The organism is Pseudomonas sp. PWP3-1b2, from assembly GCF_049896045.1.
GTDB lineage: Bacteria > Pseudomonadota > Gammaproteobacteria > Pseudomonadales > Pseudomonadaceae > Aquipseudomonas > Aquipseudomonas antarctica_B.
On the sequence record NZ_JAFCTN010000024.1, the window covers coordinates 13814 to 40041 of the forward strand.

Below are 26228 nucleotides of genomic sequence, written 5' to 3' on the forward strand. Positions count from 1 at the left end.
GGCATTGTGCCATTAGTGTTTTTGACGGGCATTTCGCCGCAATGTCTGCTTCAATTCAGGTTCATGATTCTCTAAAGGCAGGCTTACGCCATGGAAATCTCCGGAAGCAGCGCGTTTTATTCGGGGCTGAGCACTATTCAGGCCGGGCAGAACCGCGTCGACCAGGCCGCTGGCAGAATCGCCAGCGCCGCGACGACTCAGCCCTCGGATGCACAAAGTGATCGTCTGCAAGCCAACGATCGCGCCCAGCCGTCCAATTCGGCGAGCAACATGGTCGAAATGGCTCAGGGCAAATTTCAGGTGGAGCTGGGCGTGAAAGTCGCCAAGGCTTCGGACGAGATGCTCGGCACGCTGATTGACACCTACGCTTAAACCCCTCTCTTCAGGTATGCCGGCTCTTCTGTGGGAGCCGGCTTGCCTGCAATAGCGTCTACTCGGTTTTCCTGATACCCCGCGGCGTCTGCATCGCAGGCAAGCCAGCTCCCACATTTGCCCTTCGGCGCTCTGCTGAACTTCTACACTTGCTGAATCACGTGACAACCCGTCGCAGGGCTTGCCGTGCGCGTTATTGATCCGCGTCATGACAAACGGCATGGGAGCGACGCTTGACATCCCCAGGTCGTAAACGTATGTTTCAAACACCTGTTTGACCGCCACCATACTTCCACGCGGTTGTTCATCCCAGATACATCAGCAGAGGTTTATCGCTATGCCTGACTACAAGGCCCCCTTGCGTGATATTCGCTTCGTTCGTGACGAACTGCTCGGTTATGAAGCGCACTATCAGAGCCTCCCGGCTTGCCAGGACGCTACTCCGGACATGGTTGACGCCATTCTTGAAGAAGGCGCCAAGTTCTGTGAGCAAGTGCTGGCACCGTTGAACCGCGTGGGTGACATCGAAGGTTGCACCTGGAGCGAGTCAGGCGTTAAGACCCCTGCTGGTTTCAAAGAAGCTTACAAACAGTTCGTTGAAGGCGGCTGGCCAAGCCTGGCCCACGACGTGGCGCATGGCGGCCAAGGCCTGCCGGAATCCCTCGGCCTTGCAGTCAGTGAAATGGTCGGTGAAGCCAACTGGTCGTGGGGCATGTACCCAGGCCTGTCCCATGGCGCGATGAACACAATTTCCGAACACGGCACCCCTGAGCAGCAAGAGGCCTACCTGACCAAACTGGTGTCAGGCGAATGGACCGGCACCATGTGCCTCACCGAGCCGCACTGCGGCACCGACCTTGGCATGTTGCGCACCAAGGCCGAGCCTCAGGCTGACGGTTCCTACAAAGTCTCCGGCACCAAAATCTTCATCTCGGCCGGTGAACACGACATGGCCGACAACATCGTCCACATCGTACTGGCCCGCCTGCCGGACGCACCGGCTGGCACCAAAGGCATTTCGCTGTTTATCGTGCCTAAATTCATACCAAACGCCGACGGTTCGGTGGGTGAGCGCAACGCGGTGACCTGTGGTTCCCTGGAACACAAAATGGGTATCCACGGTAACGCCACCTGCGTGATGAACTTCGACGCGGCCACCGGTTTCCTGATCGGCCCGGCGAACAAAGGCCTGAACTGCATGTTCACCTTTATGAACACCGCTCGCCTGGGCACCGCACTGCAAGGCTTGGCCCACGCCGAGATCGGCTTCCAGGGCGGCCTGAAATATGCGCGTGATCGCCTGCAAATGCGCTCCCTGACCGGCCCGAAAGCGCCAGACAAAGCCGCTGACCCGATCATCGTGCACCCTGACGTGCGCCGCATGCTGCTGACCATGAAAGCCTTCGCCGAAGGCAACCGTGCGATGGTGTACTTCACCGCCAAGCAAGTGGACATCGTCAAGTACGGCACCGACGACGAGGCCAAGAAACAGGCTGACGCGCTGCTGGCGTTCATGACTCCAATCGCCAAGGCGTTCATGACCGAAGTCGGCTTTGAATCGGCCAACCACGGCGTGCAAATCTACGGCGGCCACGGCTTCATCGCCGAGTGGGGCATGGAGCAGAACGTTCGCGACAGCCGCATTTCGATGTTGTACGAAGGCACCACCGGCATTCAGGCGCTGGACCTGCTCGGCCGTAAAGTACTGATGACCCAGGGCGAAGCGCTCAAGAGCTTCACCAAGATCGTGCACAAGTTCTGCCAGGCCAACGAAGGCAACGAAGCTGTCCAGGAGTTCGTTGCACCGCTGGCGGCACTGAACAAAGAGTGGGGCGAGTTGACCATGAAGGTCGGCATGGCCGCGATGAAAGACCGCGAAGAAGTCGGCGCCGCCTCGGTGGACTACCTGATGTACTCCGGTTACGCCTGCCTGGCTTACTTCTGGGCCGACATGGCGCGTGTGGCCGCAGAAAAACTGGCTGCCGGCACCACCGAAGAGGCGTTCTACACCGCCAAGCTGCAGACCGCGCGCTTCTACTTCCAGCGCATTCTGCCGCGTACCCTGGCCCACAAAGCCACCATGCTGTCGGGCGCGAACAACCTGATGGACATGAAAGAAGAAAACTTCGGCCTGGCTTACTAAGCCTTCCGGGTTCTCTTGAAACCGCCGCTTCCTTTGGGAGCGGCGGTTTTTTATGGACGATAAAAAACGCAGCATCGCGCTCAGGGATTGTGACGTGCTGCCGTTACAGTGATGGCAATGTGATACGTGTCAGGACAGTTGTGCTTAACTGTCTGCGTGGCGGCACAGTGCCATCATTTTTGGTGCGTCGGAGTTTTACCCTTGTCTCGCGTGTCGGCAGTACGTTTCAGTCATTTTTTCCCTTCGTTGCTGCTGTTAATGGCCGGGCTCTCGGCTGCGTATATCAAAGACCTCAACGTGTTCTTCACCTCACTGTTCAACGTGCTGCCGACCCTGGTGTTGCTGCTCGGCGGTTCGTACTGCGCGGTGTACCGGCGCCAGCGCGAACTGTTCCTGATGATCACGGTGTACGTCGTCTACTTCCTGCTGGACACCCAGACCGATTTCTACCGCGACCACGGCCGCGTGCGTGAAGACGCCGCCGTGGTGTTTCACCTGTGCTGCCTGCTGCTGCCGGTGTTGTTCAGCATTTACGCGCTGTGGCAGGAAAAAACCCACCTGTTCCGCGACTTTGTAGCGCGCTGCGCAGTGCTGCTGGCGATGGGCAGCGTGGCGCTGGCGCTTGAGCAAAGTTTCCCCCAGGCGTTGCTGGGCTGGCTGGCGGAAATTCGCTGGCCCGCATTGCACGGCAGCTGGATGAGCCTGATCCAGTTGGCGTACCCGATGTTTCTGATTGGCTTTGTCACCCTGGCCGCCCAGTACTGGTACCAACCGCGCCCGCTGCACGCTGCGCAATTGGTTGGGTTGCTCGGGCTGTTCTGGATGTTGCCGCAAACCTTCATCCTGCCGTTCACCCTGAACATCATGTGCAGCCAGGTGATGCTGATGATTGCCGCTGGTGTGGCGCATGAGGCTTATCAAATGGCCTTTCGCGACGAACTGACGGGCTTGCCGGGGCGCCGCGCACTGAATGAACGCATGCAACGCCTGGGGCGCAACTACGTGCTGGCGATGACTGACGTCGATCACTTCAAGCGCTTCAATGACACCCACGGCCATGACGTCGGCGACCAAGTGCTGCGCCTGGTCGCCAGCAAGCTGTCCAAGGTTAACGGCGGCGGTCGCGCTTACCGTTACGGCGGTGAGGAGTTCGCGGTGGTGTTCGCCGGCAAAACCCTGGATGAATGCATGCCGCACCTGGAAGAGATCCGCGAGACCATTGCCAACTACGAGATCAAGCTGCGCAACCCGGACCGCCCCCATGACGATCATCAAGGCCGCCAGCGCCGTGCAGCCGCTGGTGCGACGAGTGTGTCAGTAACCGTCAGCATCGGCGTCGCCGAGCGCCAGGCGGAGCAGCGCACGCCGGAAGATGTGCTCAAGTCCGCCGACCAGGCGCTCTACGCCGCCAAGGGCGCCGGGCGCAATTGCGTGGTCGCGGCCGGGCAAACCCGTCGTGGCGCGGTGCGCATGGAGGCTGCTGCCGGTTGAGTGATAGCGGTGTATTCAGCGGTTCTACAGTGATTGTCTACGGCGCTGGACAGCAGTAGGTTGGCAGTATCTGCTGCCGGAGATAGTGCCATGCCTGAATACAAAGCTCCCCTGCGCGAAATGCGCTTTCTGATCGACAACGTGTTTGATTTCCACGGCCATTACGCGGCGTTGGGCGCGACCGACGCCAGCCCGGACATGGTCAGTGCGATCCTCGAAGAAGGCGCCAAATTCTGCGAAAACGTGCTCTCGCCGCTTAACCGCAGCGGTGACGAAGAGGGCTGTCATTTCGACAATGGTGTGGTCACGACGCCCAAGGGCTTCAAGGAAGCCTTCGCTCAATACGTGGAAGGCGGCTGGCACGGTGTGGCAGCGGACCCGGCCTACGGTGGCCAGGGTTTGCCGCAATCCCTGGGCCTGGTGCTCAGCGAAATGATCGGCTCCAGCAACATCTCCTGGGGCATGTACCCGGGGCTGACCCACGGCGCGATGTCGGCGATTCATGCCCATGGCACCGAGGAGCAAAAAGCTACCTACCTGAACAAACTCACTGCTGGTGAGTGGACCGGCACCATGTGCCTGACCGAAGCCCACTGCGGCACCGACCTGGGCCTGATCAAGACCCGCGCGGTGCCCCAGGCCGACGGCAGTTATGCCGTCACCGGCAGCAAGATTTTTATCTCCGCCGGCGAGCACGACATGAGCGCCAATATCATCCACCTGGTGCTGGCCAAACTGCCGGACGCGCCGGCGGGCACCAAGGGCATCTCGCTGTTTATCGTGCCCAAGTTCCACGCCGATTCGGGCGAGCGCAACGCGGTGCACTGCGGCTCCATCGAACACAAAATGGGCATCAAGGCTTCGGCCACCTGTGTGCTGAATTTTGATGGCGCCAAGGGCTTTTTGATTGGTGAGGCGAACAAGGGCCTCAACTGCATGTTCACCATGATGAACCACGCCCGCCTGGGCACTGGCATGCAAGGCCTGTGCAATGGCGAGGCGAGCTTTCAGGGCGCGATCAAATACGCCAACGACCGCCTGCAAATGCGCTCGTTGACTGGCGCCAAAGCCCCGGAAAAAGCCGCCGACCCGATCATCGTGCACGCCGACGTGCGCCGCATGCTGCTCACCATGAAAGCCTTCAACGAAGGCAACCGCGCGCTGGCCTATTTCACCGCGCAGTTGCTCGACACCGCGCACCTGAGCAGCGATGCCGCCGCGCGCCAGGACGCTGAAGATCTGTTGGCATTCCTGACGCCCATCTGCAAAGCCTTCATGACCGACACCGGCCTTGAGGTGACCAACCACGGCATGCAGGTATTTGGCGGTCACGGCTATATTCGCGAATGGGGCATGGAGCAACTGGCACGTGATGCACGGATTGCGCCGATCTACGAAGGCACCAACGGCATTCAGGCCCTCGACCTGCTCGGGCGCAAGGTGCTGGGCAGCCAGGGCAAGTTGCTGCGCGGGTTCACCAAGATCGTGCATAAGTTTTGTGCGGCGAACGCTGAGCATCCGCAGCTCAAGGCCCATGTGGCACAGCTCGATCAACTGAACGGGGAATGGGGCGAGTTGACCATGAAGGTCGGCATGGCGGCGATGAAAAACCCCGATGAAGTCGGCGCGGCGGCTGTGGATTACCTGATGTACAGCGGTTACATCATCCTGGCCTACCTGTGGTTGCGCATGGCGATTGCGGCCCTTGAGCAACCAGATGTTGATCTGGCCGAAGCCAAATTGGCCACCTGCGATTTTTACTTCAAACGCTTATTACCGCGCACCGCCTCACACCGGGCTGCAGTGGACGCGGGCAGCGAGTGTTTGATGAGCTTGCCGGCTCAATTGTTTGCGCTGTAGGCGCTGACTCCACACGTTTCACCTGTGGGAGCGGGTTTGCTCGCGAATGCGGTGCGTCAGTCAATATATTGGGTGACTGACACATTGCATTCGCGAGCAAGCCCGCTCCCACATTTTTCCGTGCGTGACTTGTAAATACTGAGTAGTCACAAAAGGACCCTATGTGTCTGAAAAGTTGTTCGGGTACACTCGGAGCCTGTAAAACCGATCCTGCCGAATTATTTTTACGTTCTCACGAGGTTTGCCATGGCTGATTACAAAGCGCCGCTGCGTGATATGCGCTTCGTCCTCAACGAAGTTTTTGAGGTCGCCAATACTTGGGCCCAATTGCCGGCATTGGCAGACACCGTTGATGCCGAAACGGTTGAGGCGATCCTCGAAGAAGCCGGCAAAGTCACCGCCAAATCCATCGCGCCGATCAGTCGTGTCGGCGATGAGCAAGGTTGCCGTTGGGCAGACGGCGTGGTCAGCACGCCGGACGGTTATCCACAGGCCTACAAAACCTATGCCGACGGCGGCTGGGTGGGGGTAGGCGGTGATCCACTGTTTGGCGGCATGGGCATGCCCAAGGCTGTATCGGCGCAGGTCGAAGAGATGATCAACTCGTCGAGCCTGGCGTTCGGCCTGTACCCGATGCTGACTTCCGGCGCCTGCGTGTCCATCAACACTCACGCCAGCGAGGAACTCAAAGCCACCTACCTGCCGAAGATGTACTCCGGTGAGTGGGCCGGCTCCATGTGCCTGACCGAAGCGCATGCCGGTACTGACCTGGGGATTATCCGCACCAAGGCCGAGCCTCAGGCGGACGGTTCCTACACCATCAGCGGCACCAAAATCTTCATCACCGGCGGCGAGCACGACCTCACCGAAAACATCATCCACCTGGTGCTGGCCAAGCTTCCGGACGCACCGGCCGGGCCCAAGGGCATTTCGTTGTTCCTGGTGCCGAAGTTCATGGTCAATGCCGACGGCAGCCTGGGCGCGCGTAACCCGGTGACCTGCGGCTCCATCGAACACAAAATGGGCATTCAGGCGTCCGCGACCTGCGTGATGAACTTCGACGCTGCCGTGGGTTATCTGGTGGGCGAGCCAAACCGTGGTTTGGCGGCGATGTTCACCATGATGAACTACGAGCGTTTGGGGGTGGGCATTCAGGGCCTGGCGTCGGGCGAGCGTTCTTACCAGAATGCCATTGAATACGCGCGCGACCGCCTGCAGAGCCGTTCACCGACCGGTGCCAAGGCCTTGGACAAAGTCGCCGACCCGATCATCGTGCACCCGGACGTGCGGCGCATGCTGCTGACCATGAAAGCTGCCAACGAAGGCGGCCGGGCGTTCTCCACCTATGTGGCGACGCAACTGGACATCGCCAAGTTCAGCGAAGATGCCGCTGCCCGCGAGCGCGCCGATAACCTGGTGGCGTTGCTGACCCCAGTCGCCAAGGCGTTTCTCAGCGACCTCGGCCTGGAAACCACCGTGTTGGGCCAGCAAGTATTTGGCGGCCACGGCTACATCCGCGAATGGGGCCAGGAGCAGCTTGTTCGGGATGTGCGCATCACGCAGATCTACGAAGGCACCAACGGCATTCAGGCCCTGGACTTGGTCGGGCGTAAAATCGTTGGCAGTAACGGCAAGTTCTACACGTTGTTTGCCGACGAGATCCGCCAGTTCATCGCCACGGCAGGTGCTGAACTGGGCGAATTCACCCGACCGCTGAGCGCGGCGGTGGATAACCTCGATGAGTTGACTGCCTGGGTGCTGGACCGCGCCCACACCAACCCGAATGAAATTGGCGCTGCGTCGGTGGAGTACCTGCACGCCTTTGGCTACATGGCGTACGCCTACATGTGGGCACGCATGGCAGCGGCGGCGTTTGGCAAAGAAGCCGAGGAAGACTTCTACGCCAGCAAGCTGGGCACCGCGCGTTTCTACTTCGCTCGCCTGCTGCCACGTATTCATTCGCTGAGTGCATCGGTAAAAGCCGGCAGTGAATCGCTGTTCCTGATGGACGAGGCCCTGTTTTAAGGGCGTGAAGGCCGTGTAAGCAATCTCTTACACGACGTGCTGCTATTCGTCCTCTATCGCCAAATTGGATCCACGGATAATCTACTTCACATGGACGTCGCGCAGGAAGCGCAAAGAAACAACAGGGACACGTAGGATTCTGCCAGGATGGCGGAGTGAAATGGATGTCAGGGAAACAGTCTGCAAAGCCCCGCTTCGGCGGGGTTTTCTTTTGCCCGCGAAAAAGTCAGGCGGTTGCCTGCGGGGCATTCATCACGTCTTCCAGCAAGGTGCGCAGCAGCGCCACCGTCGCCTGCTGGCGCTGCACATCGCGGCACACCAAACCCACTTTCAGCGGCACCCTCGGCTCACTCAAGGGCTTCCAGAGCAATGCCTTGCTGTTGTGTATGTCCTGGGAGCGCCCTGGCAGCACCGTTGCCAGCTTGGTATGGGGCAAACTATCGAGAATCCCCACCATCGTATTCAGCTCTGCTTGCACTTGCGGGCGGCGCCCCAGGTTTGCCAGCTGGCCTTGCCAGATCTGCCGGACCTGAAACTCCTCCCCCAACAGCAGCATCGGCAACTCGGCCGCCTGTTTCAGTGAGACTTTCTTGAACGCCCGCAACGGATGGTCTTCAGGGATCACCACCTTCAGCTCATCTTCATACAACAGCACGCCCGTTAAGCCCGGCTGGCGTGGCGGCAAATAGCTGATGCCGATATCCAGCGAGCCATTGAGCAAGCGCCGTTCAATCTCAAGCCCGGTCAATTCGTAAATCTGCACCACAAGATGGGGCTGTGCCTTGCGCACGCGCTCCAGCATTTGCGGGACCAGGCTGGTGTGCACGGTTTGCAGCACGCCGATGGCCAGCGTGCGCATTGCCTGGCCCTTGAAGTTGCGCAAGGCTTCGACGGCCTGTTGCATGCCATCGATCAGCGGCAGCGCGTGGTTGTACAGCGTATGCGCGGCCAGCGTTGGCAACAGGCGCTTGCTGCTGCGCTCAAACAGGCCGACATCCAGGTTCTGTTCCAGCTGGCGAATTTGCTGCGACAGAGCCGGTTGAGAGATCGATAGGCGCTCTGCGGCACGGCCTACGTGGCCTTCCTCATACACCGCGACGAAATAACGCAGTTGCTTGAAATCCATAAGACTTACTTATCGAAAAAGCTGGAAAATCGAAATGGCCGTTGGCCCCCTGGACGCCTAGTCTAGCGCCAATTCGCAGGGCTTACAGGGCCGGATTGGGCAATGAATAACGTTTATGTTGACGGCATTTGCATAGGCAAGGCAACAAACCTCCAGGCAGGGTTGGCAGGGGTTAACGACGAAGGTCCGGTTGCCGAAAGAGGTGAACTGTGAACCTGTTTCGCCGCCCCACGCCAAGCCTCGACGATCTGATCCTTGATGCCCCGCGCGATGACCTTTCCAGCGAATGCCTGATGCCCACGGTGGCGCGCCCGCCGCACGTGTTCGTCAGCGGTGAAGGGTCGTGGCTGTCGGACAGCGATGACCGTGCCTACCTGGATTTCAGTCAGGGCGCCGCCGCCAATAGCCTCGGCCACAGCTCGCCCGAAGTACTCGGCGCCTTGGCCGAGCAGATGCACGTGTTGATCAACCCCGGGATTGGCGTGTACAACCGAGCGCAACTCAACCTCGTCGACCGCCTGTGCCATCACACCGGCAGCGACCAGGCGTACCTGCTCAATAGCGGCGCGGAGGCCTGTGAAGCCGCGATCAAGCTGGCGCGCAAATGGGGCCAGCTGCATCGCGGCGGCGCTCACCACATCATTACCGCCAGCGGTGGCTGCCATGGCCGCAGCCTTGCCGCGATGTCGGCGTCGGCAGGCTCGCGCGACAATCGTTTCGAACCGCAACTGCCGGGCTTCAGCCACGTTCCCTTTAACGACCTGCCGGCCTTGCACGCTGCGGTCGATGCACAAACAGTCGCCATCCTGCTGGAGCCGATTCAGGGCGCAGCCGGCGTAATCCCCGCGACCGAGCACTACCTCAAAGGTGTTGAACGGCTGTGCCGCGAACTGGGCATTTTGCTGATCCTCGATGAAGTGCAAACGGGCATTGGCCGCTGTGGCTCCCTGCTCGTGGAGGAACAGTACGGCGTACGCGCCGACATCATCACCCTCGGCAAAGGCCTGGGCGGTGGCGTGCCGTTGGCGGCGCTTTTGGCGCGAGGCAAGGCCTGTTGCTTTGAAGTGGGTGAGCTGGAAGGTACGCATCACGGCAACGCGCTGATGGCGGCCGTCGGCGTCGCAGTCCTCGACGCGGTGCTGGACAGCGGCTTTCTTGAGCACGTCCGCGAATCCGGCCTGTACCTGGGCGAGGGCCTCTCGCGGCTGGCCTATCGTTACGACCACGGGCAATTGCGCGGCAACGGGCTGATGTGGGGCCTGACCCTGTCAGACGATTCTGCGGATGCTGTGGTAAAGGCTGCGCTGCACGAAGGTTTGATCCTCACCGCACCGCAGCCCAACTGTTTGCGTTTTACCCCCGCCCTGAACGTCAGCAAAAGCCACATCGACGAAATGCTCCTGCGCCTGGGGCGAGCCTTTGCGCGTGTACGCACCGCTCAACTGCAATGCCGCAAGGGCATCGCGGTTTAAACCTGTTTCCTGAACCGTCTCGCGGCATACGCGGCGCCCTCAGCCTGATTCTTTTGGCTGGGGGCGTTTTTTTCTTTGGATTACAAGATGGCGGAGTGCCAGATCCCACTGAACCCTCACGAACCGCCAAGGTCGATTAGCTACACGGCTCACACGAGCCGACTTTTTGGAGCTGACCCATGGACATTATTCGTATCATCATCGCCATTCTGCTGCCGCCATTGGGTGTGTTCCTGCAAGTGGGTTTTGCCGGCGCGTTTTGGCTGAATATTCTGCTGACCTTGTGCGGTTACTTCCCAGGCATCATCCACGCGGTGTACATCATCGCCAAGCGCTGAGGCTGTCAGCCTTTTGCGATGAGCCGTGAATTGCGCTCGTTGCGAAAGGCCAACTGCTCGATGGTCTGGGTGGCGTGTTCGGCTTCTTCCCGTGCTTGCAGGATGATGCTGTGCTGCTCGGACTTGCTGCACACCGGGTCGGCGTTGCTGGCGTCGCCGGTGAGCATGAATGCCTGGCAGCGACAGCCGCCGAAGTCCTTTTCCTTTTCGTCGCATGAGCGACAGGGCTCGGGCATCCAGTCGTAGCCGCGAAAGCGGTTGAAGCCAAACGAGTCGTACCAGATGTGCTGCATGCTGTGGTCGCGCACATTGGGAAATTGCACCGGCATCTGTCGGGCGCCATGACAGGGCAGGGCGGTTCCGTCCGGTGTGACGGTCAGAAAAATGCTCCCCCAGCCATTCATGCAGGCCTTTGGGCGTTCTTCGTAGTAATCCGGTGTGACAAAAATCAGCTTACACGGATGGCCTTCGGCTTCGAGTTTGGCGCGGTATTCGTTGGTAATCCGTTCGGCGCGCACCAGCTGTTCCTTAGTCGGCAACAACCCCACACGATTAAGCTGCGCCCAACCGTAGAACTGGCACGTGGCGAGTTCGACGAAGTCTGCTTCCAGCGCGATGCACAGCTCAATGATGCGGTCGATCTTGTCGATATTGTGCCGATGGGTCACAAAGTTCAGCACCATCGGGTAGCCGTGGGCCTTCACTGCGCGGGCCATTTCGAGCTTTTGTGCGAAGGCTTTTTTCGAGCCGGCCAGCAGGTTATTCACCTGTTCATCGCTAGCCTGAAAGCTGATCTGGATATGGTCCAGGCCAGATTTTTTGAAGTCGCTGATTTTCTGCTCGGTCAGGCCAATACCGGAAGTAATCAAGTTGGTATAGAACCCAAGCTTGCGTGCCTCGGCGATCAGCTCAGCCAAGTCCTGGCGCACCAACGGCTCACCGCCGGAAAAGCCCAGCTGCGCGGCGCCCATCTCCCGCGCTTCGCGAAATACCTTGATCCACTGTTCGGTGCTCAGCTCTTTACCCTGCTCGGCGAAATCCAGTGGATTCGAGCAGTACGGGCATTGCAGCGGGCAGCGGTACGTCAGCTCGGCGAGCAGCCACAGCGGCAGGCCGATGGGCGGTTTTTCAGGCAAGAGTGATCCAGTGCTCAGCACGGGCGACCTCCATGAAATGCTCGATGTCTTCACCGAGCTCAGGCACGCCGGGGAACTGCTTATCCAGCGCGGCGATGATGGCAGCCACGTCACGCTCGCCGTCGATCAGGCCGCCGATCAGCGCGGCACTGTCGTTGAGCTTGATCATGCCTTCGGGGTAGAGCAACACGTGGCCTTTTTGCGCCGGTTCGTACTGATAGCGATAGCCCTGGCGCCAGGTCGGTTTTCGGCTGCGATCAAAGCTCATAGGGTGATCCCTTTATGCCAGACCCGCTGCTCGGTCACGCTGTGATACGGCGGGCGTTTGAGTTCATAGGCCATGCTCATGGCGTCGAGCATGCTCCACAGAATGTCGAGTTTGAACTGGAGAATCTCCAGCATGCGCTCCTGGCCTTCGCGGGTGGTGTAGTGCTGCAGAGTGATTGCCAAACCGTGTTCCACATCGCGTCGGGCCTGGCCCAGGCGAGTGCGGAAATACTCGTAGCCGGTAGGGTCGATCCACGGGTAATGCTGCGGCCAACTGTCGAGGCGCGACTGGTGGATCTGCGGCGCGAACAACTCGGTCAGTGAACTGCTGGCGGCTTCCTGCCAGCTGGCGCGGCGGGCGAAGTTGACGTAGGCATCCACGGCGAAACGCACGCCAGGCAGCACCAGTTCCTGGGAGCGCAACTGATCGGGGTCGAGGCCGACCGCCTGGCCCAGACGCAACCAGGCTTCGATCCCGCCGTCTTCACCGGGCGCACCGTCGTGGTCCAGCAGGCGCTGGATCCATTCGCGACGGATCTCGCGGTCCGGGCAGTTGGCCAGAATCGCCGCGTCTTTCAGCGGGATGTTCACCTGATAGTAAAAACGGTTCGCGACCCAACCCTGGATTTGCTCGCGGGTGGCGCGGCCTTCATACATCGCCACGTGGTACGGGTGATGGATATGGTAGAAGGCGCCTTTGGCCCGCAAGGCGGCTTCGAACTCAACAGGGGTTAATGGCGTGTCAGTCATGTGGTTCGCTCCTACAATTCAATGCTCATGCCGTCGTAAGCCACTTCGACATTGCGCCGCACCAGTTCCGCTCGCTCGGGGGAATCTTCATCGAGGATCGGGTTGGTGTTGTTGATGTGGATAAGCACTTTGCGCTGCTCGGGCAGTTGTTCAAGCACTTCGAGCATGCCGCCGGGGCCGTTCTGCGCCAGGTGGCCCATCTCGCGCCCGGTGCGGGTGCCGACGCCACGACGCTGCATTTCATCGTCGTCCCACATCGTGCCGTCCACCAGCAGGCAGTCGCTGCCGGCCATGATCTCAAGCAGTGGCGCGTCGACTTTGCCCAGGCCAGGGGCGTAAAACAATTTGCCGCCGGTGCGCAGGTCTTCGACGATCAGGCCGATATTGTCGCCCGGGTGCGGGTCGAAGCGATGTGGCGAGTAAGGCGGCGCGGCGCTGCGCAGAGGCAGCGGGGTGAAACGCAAGTTCGGGCACGCCGGTATGGTGAAACTGGCGTCCAGCTCGATGCGGTGCCAGGCCAGGCCGCCGTTCCAGTGGGTGAGCATGGTGAACAGCGGAAAGCCGGTGCTGAGGTCCTCATGGACCATGTCGGTGCACCACACCTGGTGCGGGCAGCCTTCGCGCAGGCTCAACAGGCCGGTGGTGTGGTCGATCTGGCTGTCCATCAGAATGATCGCGCTGATCCCGGTGTCACGCAGCGCGCGGCCGGGTTGCATTGGCGCAAAGCCTTGCAGTTGCGCACGAATATCCGGCGAGGCATTGCACAGTACCCAGTTCACACCGTCGTCGGAGATGGCGATGGATGACTGTGTGCGCGCATGAGCCCGCAGGCTGCCGTCGCGAAAACCTGCGCAGTTCACGCAGTTGCAGTTCCACTGCGGGAAGCCACCGCCGGCGGCGGAACCTAGAATCTGGACAAACATGATTGCTCCATCACGCAAAGCTCAAAACAAAAACGCCCCGGGCGAACCGAGGCGTTGTAGTACTCAGCCGATCAACGGCTGGCGAAGTACATGGTGACTTCGAAGCCGATGCGCAGATCGGTATAAGCAGGTTTGGACCAGGTCATATTCATACTCCTATCAAGGGATGGGACTTTCACTACCAAGCAATACATATAGTCCACCTCCGGTCGGAGATGTTCAGATGGTGCGTGGGAATATTACTCAATTCTTTTCAAGTTAGCGCTGTCTTGATGGCAAAAGCCTGTTGCACGGCTGGCAATGATCAGCCGGCGATTTGTTAAAAAATCGACGGGCGCGGGCCATTTGCCACGCAGCGCCAGCCGCCTGTGGCGCCGTTGAGTTGCCTGGCGGCGTGCGTTAACGCTTCGCGGGTACAGGTTTTGATCAGTTGCTGAAGCTGATCCAGGTAATTCGACGGATGGCCCGCCAGGTGTGCGTGCCAGAGCAGGTCGGCGGCCTGGGCGAGGGGCAATTCGGTGAATTGTTGCGCCAAGTTGCTGTTGCCCAAATCGGTGCTATTTTCGATCAACGACGGCACCTGCTTCAGGAAGTTTTGCAGGTGGTCGAGGATTCCCTCCAGAGAAGCGCTGGGCGATTGCACGCCAAACACCAACCCGGTTTGCCCGTTGATCTGGCGGATGCCGCTGAATACCGCGTAGCCGATTTGCAGTTCCACACGCAGGCGTTGGTAGAACGGCCCCTGGAGCAAATGCCCAAGCAGGCGCCAGGCGGCTTCATCGGCCAAAGAGTGAGTCGGGGTCGGGCAGAACAGCAGCAATGCGGCTTCGCTCGCGTCGGTTTTCACCTCGTGCCAAAGGTGCTGGCCGTCGATGGCGGGGGCTGTGTATTCACTGGTTGCTGGCAGCCCAGGCAGGCGCGCCGCAGCGGTTTTGATTGCCGCTTCGCAGGCGGGAGGTAAACCCACGCCAAGGCCTTGCCAGCGTGCGGTGGCCCATGAAGCGAGTGTCTCACTTTGCTCGGAATGAGCTGCACAGCAACCCGGTAATGCCTTGAGCAATTCCCGAATGGCAATCATGGGTGTCGCTGCGGCCGGTACTTCCAGTGGCTGACTCAGGCTCTGTGCCAACGCTTCCAGCACGGCCGGCATGGGTTCATGCAGGCCCACCAGTTTCACTAGCCAATCATTGGCAATGCGTTCGAACGCGATGTCGACGCCTGCCTGACGGGCATTTTCGCGCAACGGCTGCAATGTGCTTTCCAACCCGGCAGGGGCGGTGGCGTCGAACCGCCAGCGCAGATACAGCGCGCCTTCCTCGCTGTGATTCGCCAGTGCCTCGCTGAATGTGATTGCAGAAACGTCCCGCCGCCCCCGTGAACGGTCCTGCGCAAAGGTGCGCAAACCACGGTGGGCGCTGGTTTGGCCGCGAATCAAGCCCGCGCGATCGTCCTTTACCGGTGGGCGCAGGAATGGGTTGTTCGCAGGTAACTGCCACGTGCGCTGAGCGGGTTGCAAACGCAGTGACTCAAGCAGGCCGTTGAGGGCGACGACGCCGTGTTCTGAAAGGTCCTCCCGGTCATGCCGAGCCAAGGCCAGCGGCCCCAGTACCTGCTGCTGACGAGCGTTTACCCGCGCGAATTCTTCGCGCAGTGATGCCCAATCGCTCTGTGCGAAAAAGCTCAACCAGTCGTGCAGAAGCGCCTCAATTCGTGTCGCCGAATCAACCCCTGTACCGAGGGTGAAATCAATATCCAGCACTGCCTGCCCAGCGAAGTGATACAGCACCGACGCCTGCAACGCGGTGGCCAGTTGTTGTGCTTTCAGTTCTGCGAGCAAGCCGCCGGGCGCCGAGGCATTCAGCCAGGTGCAGAGAAAGTCCAGGGCTTCGCGGGGCGCGTCCCCAGTGATGACGTGGTGCAGGTGATTGTTGGCGGTGTGCTGATAGCTCGGCGCTTGAGTGGGCATCAACGCGGGCGGGCTAGTCTGAGGGCGCGACGGCCCCGAGGTCAGTTGCCCGCTGAACGCTTGAGCCAGCGCTTCCAGCTTTTCCAATGGCTGGGGGCCGGCAAGGCTTAAAGTCATCTGCCCGCTCTGGTAGAAGTACGCGTGGAATTCCCGCAGTGCCTGCTGAAATGTCTCACGCTCCACCGGCAGACTGTCCCGGTTACCCGCATGAAAGCCCCGCAACGGATGGTCCGATGCCAAGCCTTCCAGCAAAGAAACCTGCTGCTGCGCCGTAGCGTCCTGGGACCAGGCGACATACTCCGCCTGCAGTACTTCGCGCTCACGCAGTTGATCGTCGATCGCCAAGCGAGGATGGGTCAGCATGTCCGCCAGCCGCTCCAGGCCACCGGTAAACGTCGCCACCGGCAGTTCAAAGAAAAACTCCGTGGTGCGTTCACGGGTGCTGGCGTTGACCTGCCCACCGTGGCGCTGAACGTAAGCCATCAACCCTTCGCCGGTAGGAAACCGCTCAGTACCCAGAAACAGCAGATGCTCCAGAAAGTGTGCCAGCCCCGGCCACGCCAAAGGCACATCATGGCTGCCGGCCGCCACCCGCAAAACCGCCGCGCAGCGCTTCAAGCGCGGCGCATGGCGCAGGGAAACCCGCAGGCCATTGGCCAGGGTCAGGTGAAGGTGGTGAGGGTGGGCCGGCGCAGGCATGGACACTTCCGAAACGTAGAATGTGGCCATGTTAACAAACCGGCTGGATCAGGGCTTGTGCAGTGCTCCGTACAGCTCGGGCCGCCGGTCTTGCAGGTAGTGATTGGTGGCGCGAGCGTCGATGATCGATTGGCGATCCAGCGTGCCAACAATCAACGATTCATCCAGCCCCGCCTGTGCAATCCGCTGGCCGTTGGGCGCGGCGATACTGCTTTGCCCGCAGTACTGAATTTCGCCTTCGTGCCCGCAGTAATTGGCGTAGGCCACGTAGCACTGGTTTTCGAACGCCCTTGCTCGCACGGTGACGTCGGCGACAAAGTCGAACGGCACCATATTGGCCGTGGGCACCAGGATGACTTCAGCACCGGCCAGGGCCAGGCGGCGGGCGTTCTCCGGGAACTCCAGGTCGTAACAGATCAGCAAGCCCAGCTTCCAGCCGTTGAGTTCCACCAAAGGGAAGTCATCTTCCCCGGCGCTGAACATCGAGTGATCCAGATCGCCAAACAGATGCGTCTTGCGGTAATTGCACAGGCGCTCGCCGTGGGCGTCGATCAGTTGCACGGTGTTGTAGATCTGCCCGTCCTCGGCCCGCTCCGGGTAACCGTACAGAATGGCCAGCCCGGCGCTTTTCGCCAGCTCGGCAATCACCTGCGCGCTGGGGCCGTCCGGCGCCTCGGCCAAGGCACCGACCGCTTCGGCCCCAATGTTGTAGCCAGTAAGAAACATCTCCGGCAACACCAGTACATCAGTATCGGACGCCTCGTGCGCCAGCGGGTGCAAGCGCGCGAGGTTGCCCGCTACATCCAGCGGCAGCGGCGGGCATTGGTACAAGGCGACGCGCATGGTCAGCTCCTTAATCGGCGAGGGCGATCGGCCCGATATCGTCGAATACATCACCCGGGCCCGGGTTTTCTGCGTGGGTGCTGCCACCGAAATGAGTCATGATGCCCCACACCGCGTTCAGCGAGGTTTGCACCGCGCCTTCGACCCATGCCGGGGTCCAGGATACGTCGTCACCGGCGATGAAAATCCCGCGTTCCTCGGCAGGCATGTCCTTCTGCATAAAGTGCGCATACATGCGCTGGTTGTAGCGATAGTGGCCGGGCAACGCGCCTTTGAAGGCCCCGAGGAAGTGCGGGTCGGCTTCCCACGAAACAGTGATCGGGTCGCCGATGATGCGCGCCTTGATGTCGACTTTCGGGTAGATCTTTTTCAGTGCATCAAGGGCCAGCTTCACGCGTTTGTCGATAGGCTGGGGCAGCATCTTCAACGCATCGCTCATCCACGAGTACGACAGGCAAATCACGCCGGGCTTGTCGTCACCGTTGTCGAACAGGTAGGTGCCACGGGTCAGGCGATCGGTGAGGGTCATGCTCATCAGGTCGCGGCCGGTTTCCGGGTCTTTGTCTTTCCAGAACGGGCGGTCGACCATCACAAAGGTCTTCGACGACTGCATGTAGCGCGTGCGGTCCAGGGCCATCCACATCTTTTGCGAGAACAGGGTTTCGTCGCATTCGATCTGGGTGGTCAGCAGCCAGCTCTGACAGGTGGTCAGCACGGCGGCGTATTCACGCGTGTCGCCGTAGTTGTCGGTCACCGCGAAACGGCCATCGGCGGCGTGGGCAATGCGCTTCACGCCTGCCCGTGGCGCGCCCCGGTGCAGCGAGCTGAGGCTGGTGCCTTGCGGCCAATGCGCGCAGCGCTCCGGCACATGGCGCCAGATGCCCATCGGCACTTGCGCAACGCCGCCGACTACCAGGTGCTGGTGATCGTCGCAGTTGGTCATCACCACGCGGAAGATTTCCAGCATAGAGTTGGGGAAGTCCGAATCCCAGCCGCCGGTGCCAAAACCCACTTGGCCGAACACTTCGCGGTGCAGGAACGACAGCTTGGCGAAGGCTTTGGAGGTGGCGACAAAATCGTAAAACGTGCGGTCATCCCACAGCGGCACCAGCTTGTTCCACAGTTCCTTGAGGCGCGGCACATCGCGGTCGCGGATGGCTTGCTGGATATCGCCGAACTGCGAGCCGGCTTCCAAGGCGTCGGCCCAGGCATCAGCGACTTCCTGGAACAGCACCGGCAAATCCGAGAGTTTTTGCGCGTAGTGGGTTTGGCCTTCGAGGTCGATCACGGTGCTGCCGGAAGCCGGCGTCAGCGGGTTGGGGAAGGGCTTGGTTTCCAGCCCGAGCTTGTCCACGTAGTGATAGAACGCGGTGGACGACACCGGGAAACGCATGCCGCCCAACTCGGCGATGATGCCTTCCGCACCTTCAAATGCCTGGGAGCGCAAGCGGCCGCCCATCTTCGAAGCTTCATACACCACCGGCTTGAGGCCCAGCTTCATCAGCTCGTAAGCGGCCACCAGCCCCGCGATCCCTGCGCCAACGATCGCCACTTCGGCGCCATGGTTGGCGGCCGGGATGCTGCCCAGGCCGGCCGGGTGTTCGATCCAGTCATCAAAGGCAAACGGGAAATCCGGGCCAAAGATGGTGATAGGTTTTTTACCGTCGCCAGGGTGGCGCTGGGGCTTGCTGATGCTGCTGGACGGAATGCTCATGGCTGACCTTACTGGCGACTCGGCGGGATTCGACCCGTGGAGTATAGGAAAAGATTGCAGCCAGTTTAGGGAGCGTTGCGCTCGTTATTAAGACGCAATGTGTCGTCGGATTGAATTGATTTCAGTCAAAGTGACGATGTTGTTGATCAGAGTGGCTGTCCGCGATCCAATTTGTTACTGAGGATGATCGACGTGGTGGTTTTCTCCACACCGTCGACGCTGCCGATTTGATCCAGCAACTGATCCAACTGCTCCGGGGAATCGGTGCGCAGCCACGCTACATAATCAAACTCGCCACTCACCGCACACAGCTGTTGAACCTGCGCCATGGCACTTAGCCGGCGCAGCACCTCCTTGCCGGAGCGAGCTTGTACGGTGATCCCGACATACGCCTGCAAACCCCCGTCGACCACTCGCTGGCCGAGACGCACGCCATAACCGGTGATCACCTGGGTTTTCTCCAGGCGCGCCAAGCGCGACGTCACCGTGGTGCGCGCGATACCCAGCTGACGGGCGAGCATGGCCACGCTTTCGCGGGCGTTGATCTGCAGGGCAGCGATCAGTTGGCGGTCGATTTCATCGAGGACGGGCAAGGGCGGAGCTCCAGTGCGGGCGGCAGAGGGCTATATGTTACAGGCTTGTTTTGGTCAGTAGCGGTCAGTTACTGGTGGCGTAAGGCAATGCGACTGTGATGCACAAAATCTGACAGATGTTTGCTGGTGAAGCAGATTACTTCGTCGGCATCATCTGTTCCTTTCGGAGCCCGCCCCTATTTTGTGCGGGCTTTATCACTGGTGCGTTTCGTGAGTATAAAAAAACACCCTATTGTATAGCGGTGTGTAATATACACACTGAAGGATGGGCGATGAAAAGCAGAGAGGTGATTGAACTGCTGGTTGCAGATGGATGGTTTGAGGTGGCGGTAAAGGGCAGTCATCACCAGTTCAAGCACCCGCGCAAGCGAGGGCGTGTGACTGTCCCTCATCCCAAGTCAGAGATCGCCAAGGGTACTCTGCACAGTATTTTCAAATCAGCAGGTCTCAAGTGAAGGCTTTGGCTGATGAGTTGAACGGGATCCATGGGTCCCATTCAAAGGAGGAGTAATGAAATTTCCTGTGGTAGTACATAAAGACGCCGATTCGGACTACAGCGTGACAGTCCCCGATGTACCAGGTTGCTTCTCGGCAGGCTCCTCATTCTCCGAAGCGCTGGATAATGTGCGTGAGGCGCTGTCGTTGCACCTGGAAGGGCTGGTTGCCGATGAGGAAAAGCTTCCTCAGGCACAAGAGGTTGATGCGCATCTGGACAACCCGGACTATGCCGGTGGTGTCTGGGCGATAGTCGATTTTGACCTCACTCCGTACTTGGGGAAGTCAGTACGGTTCAATGCTTCTTTGCCGGAGCAGCTCTTGCACCGCATTGATGAGCGCGTGCAAAAGGATCAACGCTACGCATCGCGGTCAGGTTTCCTGGCGACGGCGGCTTTGCGTGAATTGTCTGCTTGAATCCAATGCCAGACACGCAAAAGCCGCGCAATGCGCGGCTTTTTTGTTTGGTGGGCCCACACGGACTTGAACCGTGGACCAAAGGATTATGAGTCCTCTGCTCTGACCAACTGAGCTATAGGCCCATGTAACAGGTCGCGGATTATAACGACGGTTTCTCCGCTGTGCCATCCGAAAAGTCTGAAACCCGCATATGAAGAAAACCCTCGGCAAAAAGCTCCGGCGGCAGGGGGAGGCTGACGATGTAGCCTTGCATCTGTTCACAGCCTTCGGCGGCCAGGAAAGCCTGTTGCGCGGGGTTTTCCACGCCTTCGGCAATGATGGTGAATTGCATGCTTTGGCCGAGGGCGATGATGGCGCGCACGATGGCGGCGTCGTGGGGGTCGTCGGGCAGGCCGCGCACGAAGGATTGGTCGATCTTCAGGAAGTCCAGCGGCAGGCGCTTGAGGTAGCTGAGGGATGAGTAGCCGGTGCCGAAGTCGTCGATGGCCAGTTGTACGCCGAGGTGTTTGAGTTGGTGCAGCACTTCCAGTGCTTCTTCGGCCTGGCTCATGATGAAGTTTTCGGTGATTTCCAATTGCAGGCAACCGGGCTCGAGCTTGTAGTCCCGCAGGAGCTGTTCGATGCGTGCCAGCAAGTTGGGGTTACGTAACTGCGCGCCGGCAAGGTTTACCGACAGCGGGCCGAAATCCTCGAAGGCCTCCTTCCACACGTGCATCTGTTGGCAAGCCTGCTCCAGCACCCAGTCGCCAATTTGCAGGATCGTGCCGTTTTCTTCGGCCAGGGCGATGAAATGCTCTGGCGGCACTTCACCGAAGGTGGGGTGGTGCCAGCGAATCAGGGCTTCGGCGCCGATCAGTTCCTGGGTCAACAAACTGAGTTTGGGTTGGTAGTAGAGGGTCAGCTCATCTCGCTCGATGGCGCGGCGCAGTTCGTGTTCCAGGGCCACGCGTTCGTTGGCCTGGGCGGTGAGGTCGCGGGTGTAGCATTCGACGCGGTTACGGCCTTTGGCCTTGGAGCGGTACATCGCGGCGTCGGCGTTTTTGACCAGGGTGGCGACGTCGGTGCCGTCCTCGGGGTAGAGGCTGGTGCCGATGCTGGCGCTGATAAAGAACTCGTGCTCGCCGGCCTGGAACGGTGGGGCGAAGCAGGCGAGCAGTTTGTTCGCCAGGTGCTGCGCGTCGCTGGCCTGTTGCAGGCCGGGCAGCAGGATGATGAATTCGTCGCCGCCCAGGCGCGCCACGGTGTCGATGTCGCGCAGTTGCTCCTTGAGCCGCACGGCGATGTCTTTGAGCAGCAGGTCGCCGATCGGGTGGCCGAGGCTGTCGTTGATGTGTTTGAAGCGGTCCAGGTCGAGAAACAGCACCGCGCCCTTTTTTCCGGTTTCCTGATGGCCATTGAGGGCCGCTTGCAACCGGCTCTCGAACAGCGTGCGGTTGGGCAGGCCGGTCAGGGGGTCGTGGTGCGCCTGGTAATCGAGGCGGGCCTGGGCCAGCTTGAGGCTGGAGATATCGGCAAATACGGCGACAAAGTGGGTGATCAATTGGTCGCGGTTGCGCACGGCGCTGATGGTCAGCCAACTGGGGTACAGCTCGCCATTTTTTCGGCGGTTGGAGATCTCGCCCTGCCAGTGGCCCTTGGCTGCTAACTGATGCCACATGGCCGCGTAGAACGCGCTGTCGTGCAGGCCGGAGGCGAGCAGGCGAGGCGTTTGCCCCAATGCTTCGGCTTCGCTGTAGCCGGTGATTTCACTGAATGCTCGGTTCACCGCGCTGATGTTCTGACCGGTGTCGGTGATTAATACGCCTTCGGCGGTGCTCTCAAATACCGTCGCGGCCTGTTGCAGCTTTTCCTGCATGAGTTGGCGTTCGGTGATGTCCCTGGCAATGGTCAGCATGCAGTTGTCATCGCCAATGGGCAGTGGGCGGCTGGACAGCTCGCACAGGCGAATCTGGCCGTCGGCGCGGCGGATCTGACAGACGAAATCCTGCACGAAACCATCGCGCTGCATCAGTTGCAGCATCTGTTTGCGTTCGTTGAGGTCGACCCAGATGCCCAACTCGAAGGCCGACTGATCAAGCGATGCTGCGCTGGTGAAACCGGTGAGACGACTGAAGCCTTCGTTCACTTCAATCAACAGCCCATCGCGCTGTCGGCTCAACAGCAGGCCGTCCGGTGAAGCATGGAAGGCCTTGGCAAACTTCTCTTCAGAGGTTTGCAACTGTTGCTGGGTTTCCTTGAGCTGGGTGATATCGCGCACCACCACTACCAGGGCTTCGGTGGTGTCGAGTTGGAAGGCCTGGGCCGACATCAGCCCGGTAAAGGCTTGGCCGTTGCTGCGTCGAAACGGCATCTCCAGGTTGCGGATGCGGGTGGTCTGCACGCGTCGCAGCAGGTCCGGGCCGACGCCCTGAGTGGCCCAGATATTCAGCTCGGTGGCGGTTTTGCCCACCACATCCTCGGCAGTCAGGCCTATCTGGTCTTCAAAGGCTTTGTTGACCTCCAGCAAGCAGCCATCGGACAGCCGCGCGATCACCAGGATGTCCGGACATTGCTGGAACACCGAAGCAAATTTTTGCTCGGACAGCTGCAGCGCTTCTTCAGTGCGCTTGGCTTCGCTGATGTCGATCATCAAGCCGCGCAGCACGGGTTCGTGCCCATGCTCGATCAGGCTGACAATGTCGCGTACCCATAAACAGCGGCCGTCGGCGGTGATCACTCGATAATCAACGCTGTGGTCGCGGTTGGCGCGGGTTTCGCGGTAGCAATAAGCCTCGGCGCGGGCCAGGTCGGCCGGGTGGATGATGTTGCGCCAGAAACCCGGGATCAGCCAATGGGCGCGGGGGTAGCCTAGCAACTCCTCTGCATGGGGCGACACGTAGCTGTAGGTGAAGTCGGTGACGTTGGCTTCCCAGGCGATGGCGGACAGGCTCTCGACCAGGCCGCGATAATGGTATTCGCTGCTGCGCAGTTCTTGCTCAAGGGCGACCCGGCGGGAAATTTCTGAGCTTAGCCGACGATTAATCCGAATGACGATGGCGAGCACGATGCTCAATAGCAGCACGGCTGGCAGGCCGTACATCAACAGGTCGGCCCAGAAGGTGCGGTGGTCGGTGAAGCTGCCCACCCAGCGTTGTTGAATAGCGTCGGTTTCGTCTGAGCTGAGGTCGGCGAGCACCTTGTCCAAAATGCCCACCAGCGTTTTTTCATCGCGTGGCACGCCCATCGCCAGTTGATAGCGATAGGGCGTTTCACCACTGACGTACAAACCATCGAGTTTGAGCTGGCGCAGGCTCCAGACGCTGGAGGCCAGGTCGCCGACCACTGCGTCCACTTCATCCGTGGCCAAGGCTTGCAGGGTTGAGCTGACGTTGGGCATGGCGACCAGGTTGAGGTCGGGGTGGTGCGTGCGCAGCAATTCGTGGGGCGCGTAGTTCTCCACCACGGCAATCTTCAGCCCGTACAGGTCCTTGAGATTGCGCGGTTTTGCGCCGCCCTTATGGGCGAGGATAACAATCGGGAAGTCGAGGTACGGGCGTGTGAAGGCCAGGAAGCTTTGACGCTCCGGAGTAGACATGATGCCGGGCAGCAGGTCGATTTGGTTGTTTTTCGCCTGTTCAAGCAAAGCGGTCCAATTCGGCGGCTCGATCAGCTTGATCCGCACGCCCAGGCGGTCCTGGATCAGGCGCACATAATCGGCGGCCAGGCCTTGATAACGGCCATTTTCGTCACGGTATTCGAACGGCGGCCAGGAAGCGTCCACTCCAAGGCGTAGCTCCTGATGGTCCGCCAGCCAGCCACGCTCATCATCAGTGAGAGTCAACGCGCCAGCCGTTGCGGTCCAGGTCAGCAGCGACAGCAGTAACACGGTCGGCAGTCTGGGCATAACGGTCTCGTTATGGCACGGGGAATGTTTCGAGTGTAGACGGGCATTGCGGAGGAGGGGAGCTGCGAAGAATTTAATCTGCACAAAGCAAAACCCCCGGCCTGGGCCGGGGGTTCTGGTATCACTCGTCGAGGAAGGAGCGCAGATGCTCGCTTCGCGTGGGGTGGCGCAACTTGCGCAGCGCCTTGGCTTCGATCTGACGGATCCGCTCGCGGGTCACGTCAAACTGTTTACCGACTTCCTCAAGGGTGTGGTCGGTATTCATGTCGATGCCGAAGCGCATGCGCAGTACCTTGGCTTCACGGGCAGTGAGGCCGGACAGTACGTCGCGAGTCGCTTCTTTAAGGCTCTCAACAGTGGCGACATCGATTGGCGACTGCATGGTCGAGTCTTCGATGAAGTCACCCAGATGGGAGTCTTCGTCATCACCGATCGGGGTTTCCATGGAGATCGGCTCTTTAGCGATCTTCAATACCTTACGGATTTTATCCTCAGGCATTTCCATGCGTTCGCCCAACTCTTCCGGGGTCGGTTCGCGACCCATTTCCTGCAACATCTGCCGGGAAATACGGTTGAGCTTGTTGATCGTCTCGATCATGTGCACCGGAATACGGATGGTGCGGGCCTGGTCGGCGATCGAGCGAGTGATCGCCTGACGGATCCACCAGGTGGCATAAGTCGAGAACTTGTAACCACGACGGTATTCGAACTTGTCCACAGCCTTCATCAAGCCGATGTTGCCTTCCTGGATCAGATCGAGGAATTGCAGGCCACGGTTGGTGTACTTCTTGGCGATGGAGATCACCAGACGTAAGTTCGCTTCAACCATCTCTTTCTTCGCGCGGCGGGCCTTGGCCTCGCCGATCGACATGCGACGGTTGATGTCCTTGATCTCGGCAATCGTCAAACCGGTTTCGGTTTGCAGCGCGATCAGCTTTTGCTGGCAACGAATGATGTCCGGTTGCAGGCGGCCAATGGCTTCGGCGTATTTGCCTTTGCCCTTGGCGAGGCCGTCGGACCAGCTTTCGTCTACTTCATTGCCCGGGAACTGGCGCAGGAAGTCGGCGCGCGGCATGCGTGCATCACGCACACACAGCTGCATGATTGCGCGTTCTTGTGCACGCAGACGCTCGAGGGCACTGCGAACACGCTCAACCAGGCCTTCGAATTGCTTCGGCACCAGCTTGATCGGCATGAACAGCTCAGCCAGCGCAACCAGCTCGGCAATCACCAACTTGTTGGCGCGACCGTGCTTTTTCAGGGCTTTGCGGGTGATTTCCATTTGATCGGAAACCGCGCCGAAACGCTGGGCAGCAATGACCGGGTCCGGACCGCTTTCAACTTCATCTTCGTCGTCGCTGCTGGCTTCAGCATCGTCTTCTTCAGAATCGTCGTCGGCTTTAACGGCCTTCGGGTCGACAGGCGGCGGTATTTCGGCGGCAGGCGGCGCGATGCCGTCGTCCGGGTCGATGTAACCACTGAGAACGTCGGACAGGCGACCACCTTCGGTGGTAACGCGGGTGTACTCGGAGAGAATATGGTCAACCGTGCCAGGGAAGTGCGCAATTGCGCCCATCACTTCACGAATACCCTCTTCGATACGCTTGGCGATTTCGATTTCGCCTTCGCGTGTCAGCAGCTCGACGGTACCCATTTCACGCATATACATGCGCACAGGGTCGGTGGTACGACCGATATCGGTCTCCACAGCG

General features: G+C 60.0%; 21 protein-coding genes and 1 tRNA gene. 9 read left to right on the plus strand and 13 right to left on the minus strand.

Features of this window, described 5'->3' with window-relative positions:
* Positions 1 to 90 precede the first annotated feature (90 nt).
* From ACP7A2_RS16650 to ACP7A2_RS16670, 5 genes are all read left to right on the plus strand, one after another.
* Positions 91 to 372 (plus strand): pyrroloquinoline quinone biosynthesis protein PqqE, encoded by a 282-nt coding sequence (locus ACP7A2_RS16650; protein ID WP_375066586.1) that lies wholly within the window; start codon positions 91 to 93, stop codon positions 370 to 372.
* Positions 373 to 709: 337 nt separating this feature from the next.
* Positions 710 to 2515, plus strand: coding sequence for a phenylacyl-CoA dehydrogenase (locus ACP7A2_RS16655; RefSeq protein ID WP_426135097.1), 1806 nt, complete (start codon positions 710 to 712; stop codon positions 2513 to 2515).
* 201 nt (positions 2516 to 2716) lie between these two features.
* Positions 2717 to 4006: a diguanylate cyclase gene (locus ACP7A2_RS16660; protein WP_426135098.1), complete on the plus strand. Its 1290-nt coding sequence runs from the start codon at positions 2717 to 2719 to the stop codon at positions 4004 to 4006.
* A 90-nt stretch (positions 4007 to 4096) separates the two neighbouring features.
* Positions 4097 to 5866 carry an acyl-CoA dehydrogenase C-terminal domain-containing protein gene (locus ACP7A2_RS16665; RefSeq protein WP_426135099.1) on the plus strand — a complete coding sequence of 590 codons (1770 nt, stop codon included), beginning with the start codon at positions 4097 to 4099 and terminating at the stop codon, positions 5864 to 5866.
* A gap of 246 nt (positions 5867 to 6112) precedes the next feature.
* Positions 6113 to 7891 (plus strand): acyl-CoA dehydrogenase C-terminal domain-containing protein, encoded by a 1779-nt coding sequence (locus tag ACP7A2_RS16670; protein ID WP_426135100.1) that lies wholly within the window; start codon positions 6113 to 6115, stop codon positions 7889 to 7891.
* Positions 7892 to 8117: 226 nt separating this feature from the next.
* Here ACP7A2_RS16670 and ACP7A2_RS16675 read toward each other — a convergent pair whose 3' ends face one another.
* Positions 8118 to 9017, minus strand: a complete 900-nt coding sequence (locus ACP7A2_RS16675; protein WP_348059730.1) for a LysR family transcriptional regulator — start codon at positions 9015 to 9017, stop codon at positions 8118 to 8120.
* Between the two features lie 209 nt (positions 9018 to 9226).
* On the opposite strand from ACP7A2_RS16675, the gene ACP7A2_RS16680 reads away from it, so the two are divergent.
* Both ACP7A2_RS16680 and ACP7A2_RS16685 read left to right on the plus strand, forming a co-directional pair.
* A complete protein-coding gene (locus ACP7A2_RS16680) occupies positions 9227 to 10489 on the plus strand; it encodes an aspartate aminotransferase family protein (RefSeq protein ID WP_426135101.1) in 1263 nt (420 codons plus the stop codon).
* Between the two features lie 179 nt (positions 10490 to 10668).
* The gene (locus tag ACP7A2_RS16685; protein WP_010207008.1) at positions 10669 to 10827 is read left to right on the plus strand and encodes a YqaE/Pmp3 family membrane protein; all 159 of its coding nucleotides are present in this window, start codon (positions 10669 to 10671) and stop codon (positions 10825 to 10827) included.
* A gap of 5 nt (positions 10828 to 10832) precedes the next feature.
* On the opposite strand, the gene pqqE is transcribed toward ACP7A2_RS16685, so the two are convergent.
* The 9 genes from pqqE to ACP7A2_RS16730 form a co-directional block, all read right to left on the minus strand.
* Positions 10833 to 11963: a pyrroloquinoline quinone biosynthesis protein PqqE gene (gene pqqE, locus ACP7A2_RS16690; RefSeq protein ID WP_426135102.1), complete on the minus strand. Its 1131-nt coding sequence runs from the start codon at positions 11961 to 11963 to the stop codon at positions 10833 to 10835.
* Positions 11956 to 12231, minus strand: a complete 276-nt coding sequence (gene pqqD, locus ACP7A2_RS16695) for a pyrroloquinoline quinone biosynthesis peptide chaperone PqqD (RefSeq protein WP_426135103.1) — start codon at positions 12229 to 12231, stop codon at positions 11956 to 11958. The genes pqqE and pqqD overlap by 8 nt, the downstream gene beginning before the upstream one ends.
* The gene (gene pqqC / locus ACP7A2_RS16700; RefSeq protein ID WP_348059722.1) at positions 12228 to 12980 is read right to left on the minus strand and encodes a pyrroloquinoline-quinone synthase PqqC; all 753 of its coding nucleotides are present in this window, start codon (positions 12978 to 12980) and stop codon (positions 12228 to 12230) included. Before pqqC ends, pqqD begins: the two co-directional genes overlap by 4 nt.
* Positions 12981 to 12991: 11 nt before the next feature.
* Positions 12992 to 13903, minus strand: coding sequence for a pyrroloquinoline quinone biosynthesis protein PqqB (gene pqqB, locus ACP7A2_RS16705; protein WP_426135104.1), 912 nt, complete (start codon positions 13901 to 13903; stop codon positions 12992 to 12994).
* A gap of 71 nt (positions 13904 to 13974) precedes the next feature.
* Positions 13975 to 14049 (minus strand): pyrroloquinoline quinone precursor peptide PqqA, encoded by a 75-nt coding sequence (gene pqqA / locus ACP7A2_RS16710; RefSeq protein ID WP_003194766.1) that lies wholly within the window; start codon positions 14047 to 14049, stop codon positions 13975 to 13977.
* 173 nt (positions 14050 to 14222) lie between these two features.
* Complete coding sequence (pqqF, locus tag ACP7A2_RS16715) at positions 14223 to 16568, minus strand: pyrroloquinoline quinone biosynthesis protein PqqF (protein ID WP_426135148.1); 2346 nt, start codon at positions 16566 to 16568, stop codon at positions 14223 to 14225.
* Positions 16569 to 16616: 48 nt separating this feature from the next.
* A complete protein-coding gene (locus ACP7A2_RS16720) occupies positions 16617 to 17411 on the minus strand; it encodes a carbon-nitrogen hydrolase family protein (RefSeq protein WP_426135105.1) in 795 nt (264 codons plus the stop codon).
* 10 nt (positions 17412 to 17421) lie between these two features.
* Positions 17422 to 19104 carry a flavin monoamine oxidase family protein gene (locus ACP7A2_RS16725; RefSeq protein WP_426135149.1) on the minus strand — a complete coding sequence of 561 codons (1683 nt, stop codon included), beginning with the start codon at positions 19102 to 19104 and terminating at the stop codon, positions 17422 to 17424.
* A 167-nt stretch (positions 19105 to 19271) separates the two neighbouring features.
* Positions 19272 to 19718, minus strand: coding sequence for an Lrp/AsnC family transcriptional regulator (locus ACP7A2_RS16730; protein WP_426135106.1), 447 nt, complete (start codon positions 19716 to 19718; stop codon positions 19272 to 19274).
* A 272-nt stretch (positions 19719 to 19990) separates the two neighbouring features.
* Between ACP7A2_RS16730 and ACP7A2_RS16735 the strand changes: the two genes are divergently transcribed.
* Both ACP7A2_RS16735 and ACP7A2_RS16740 read left to right on the plus strand, forming a co-directional pair.
* Positions 19991 to 20173: a type II toxin-antitoxin system HicA family toxin gene (locus tag ACP7A2_RS16735; RefSeq protein ID WP_426135107.1), complete on the plus strand. Its 183-nt coding sequence runs from the start codon at positions 19991 to 19993 to the stop codon at positions 20171 to 20173.
* Between the two features lie 55 nt (positions 20174 to 20228).
* Positions 20229 to 20630, plus strand: a complete 402-nt coding sequence (locus ACP7A2_RS16740; RefSeq protein WP_426135108.1) for a type II toxin-antitoxin system HicB family antitoxin — start codon at positions 20229 to 20231, stop codon at positions 20628 to 20630.
* A gap of 48 nt (positions 20631 to 20678) precedes the next feature.
* On the opposite strand, the gene ACP7A2_RS16745 is transcribed toward ACP7A2_RS16740, so the two are convergent.
* The 3 genes from ACP7A2_RS16745 to rpoD all read right to left on the minus strand — a co-directional run.
* Positions 20679 to 20755, minus strand: a tRNA-Ile gene (locus tag ACP7A2_RS16745).
* Positions 20756 to 20772: 17 nt separating this feature from the next.
* Entirely contained in the window at positions 20773 to 24516 is a 3744-nt protein-coding gene (locus ACP7A2_RS16750; protein ID WP_426135109.1) for an EAL domain-containing protein, read from the minus strand.
* A 121-nt stretch (positions 24517 to 24637) separates the two neighbouring features.
* Positions 24638 to 26228, minus strand: a 1591-nt coding sequence (gene rpoD, locus ACP7A2_RS16755; RefSeq protein WP_426135110.1) for an RNA polymerase sigma factor RpoD, incomplete at its 5' end; no start/stop codon positions are given.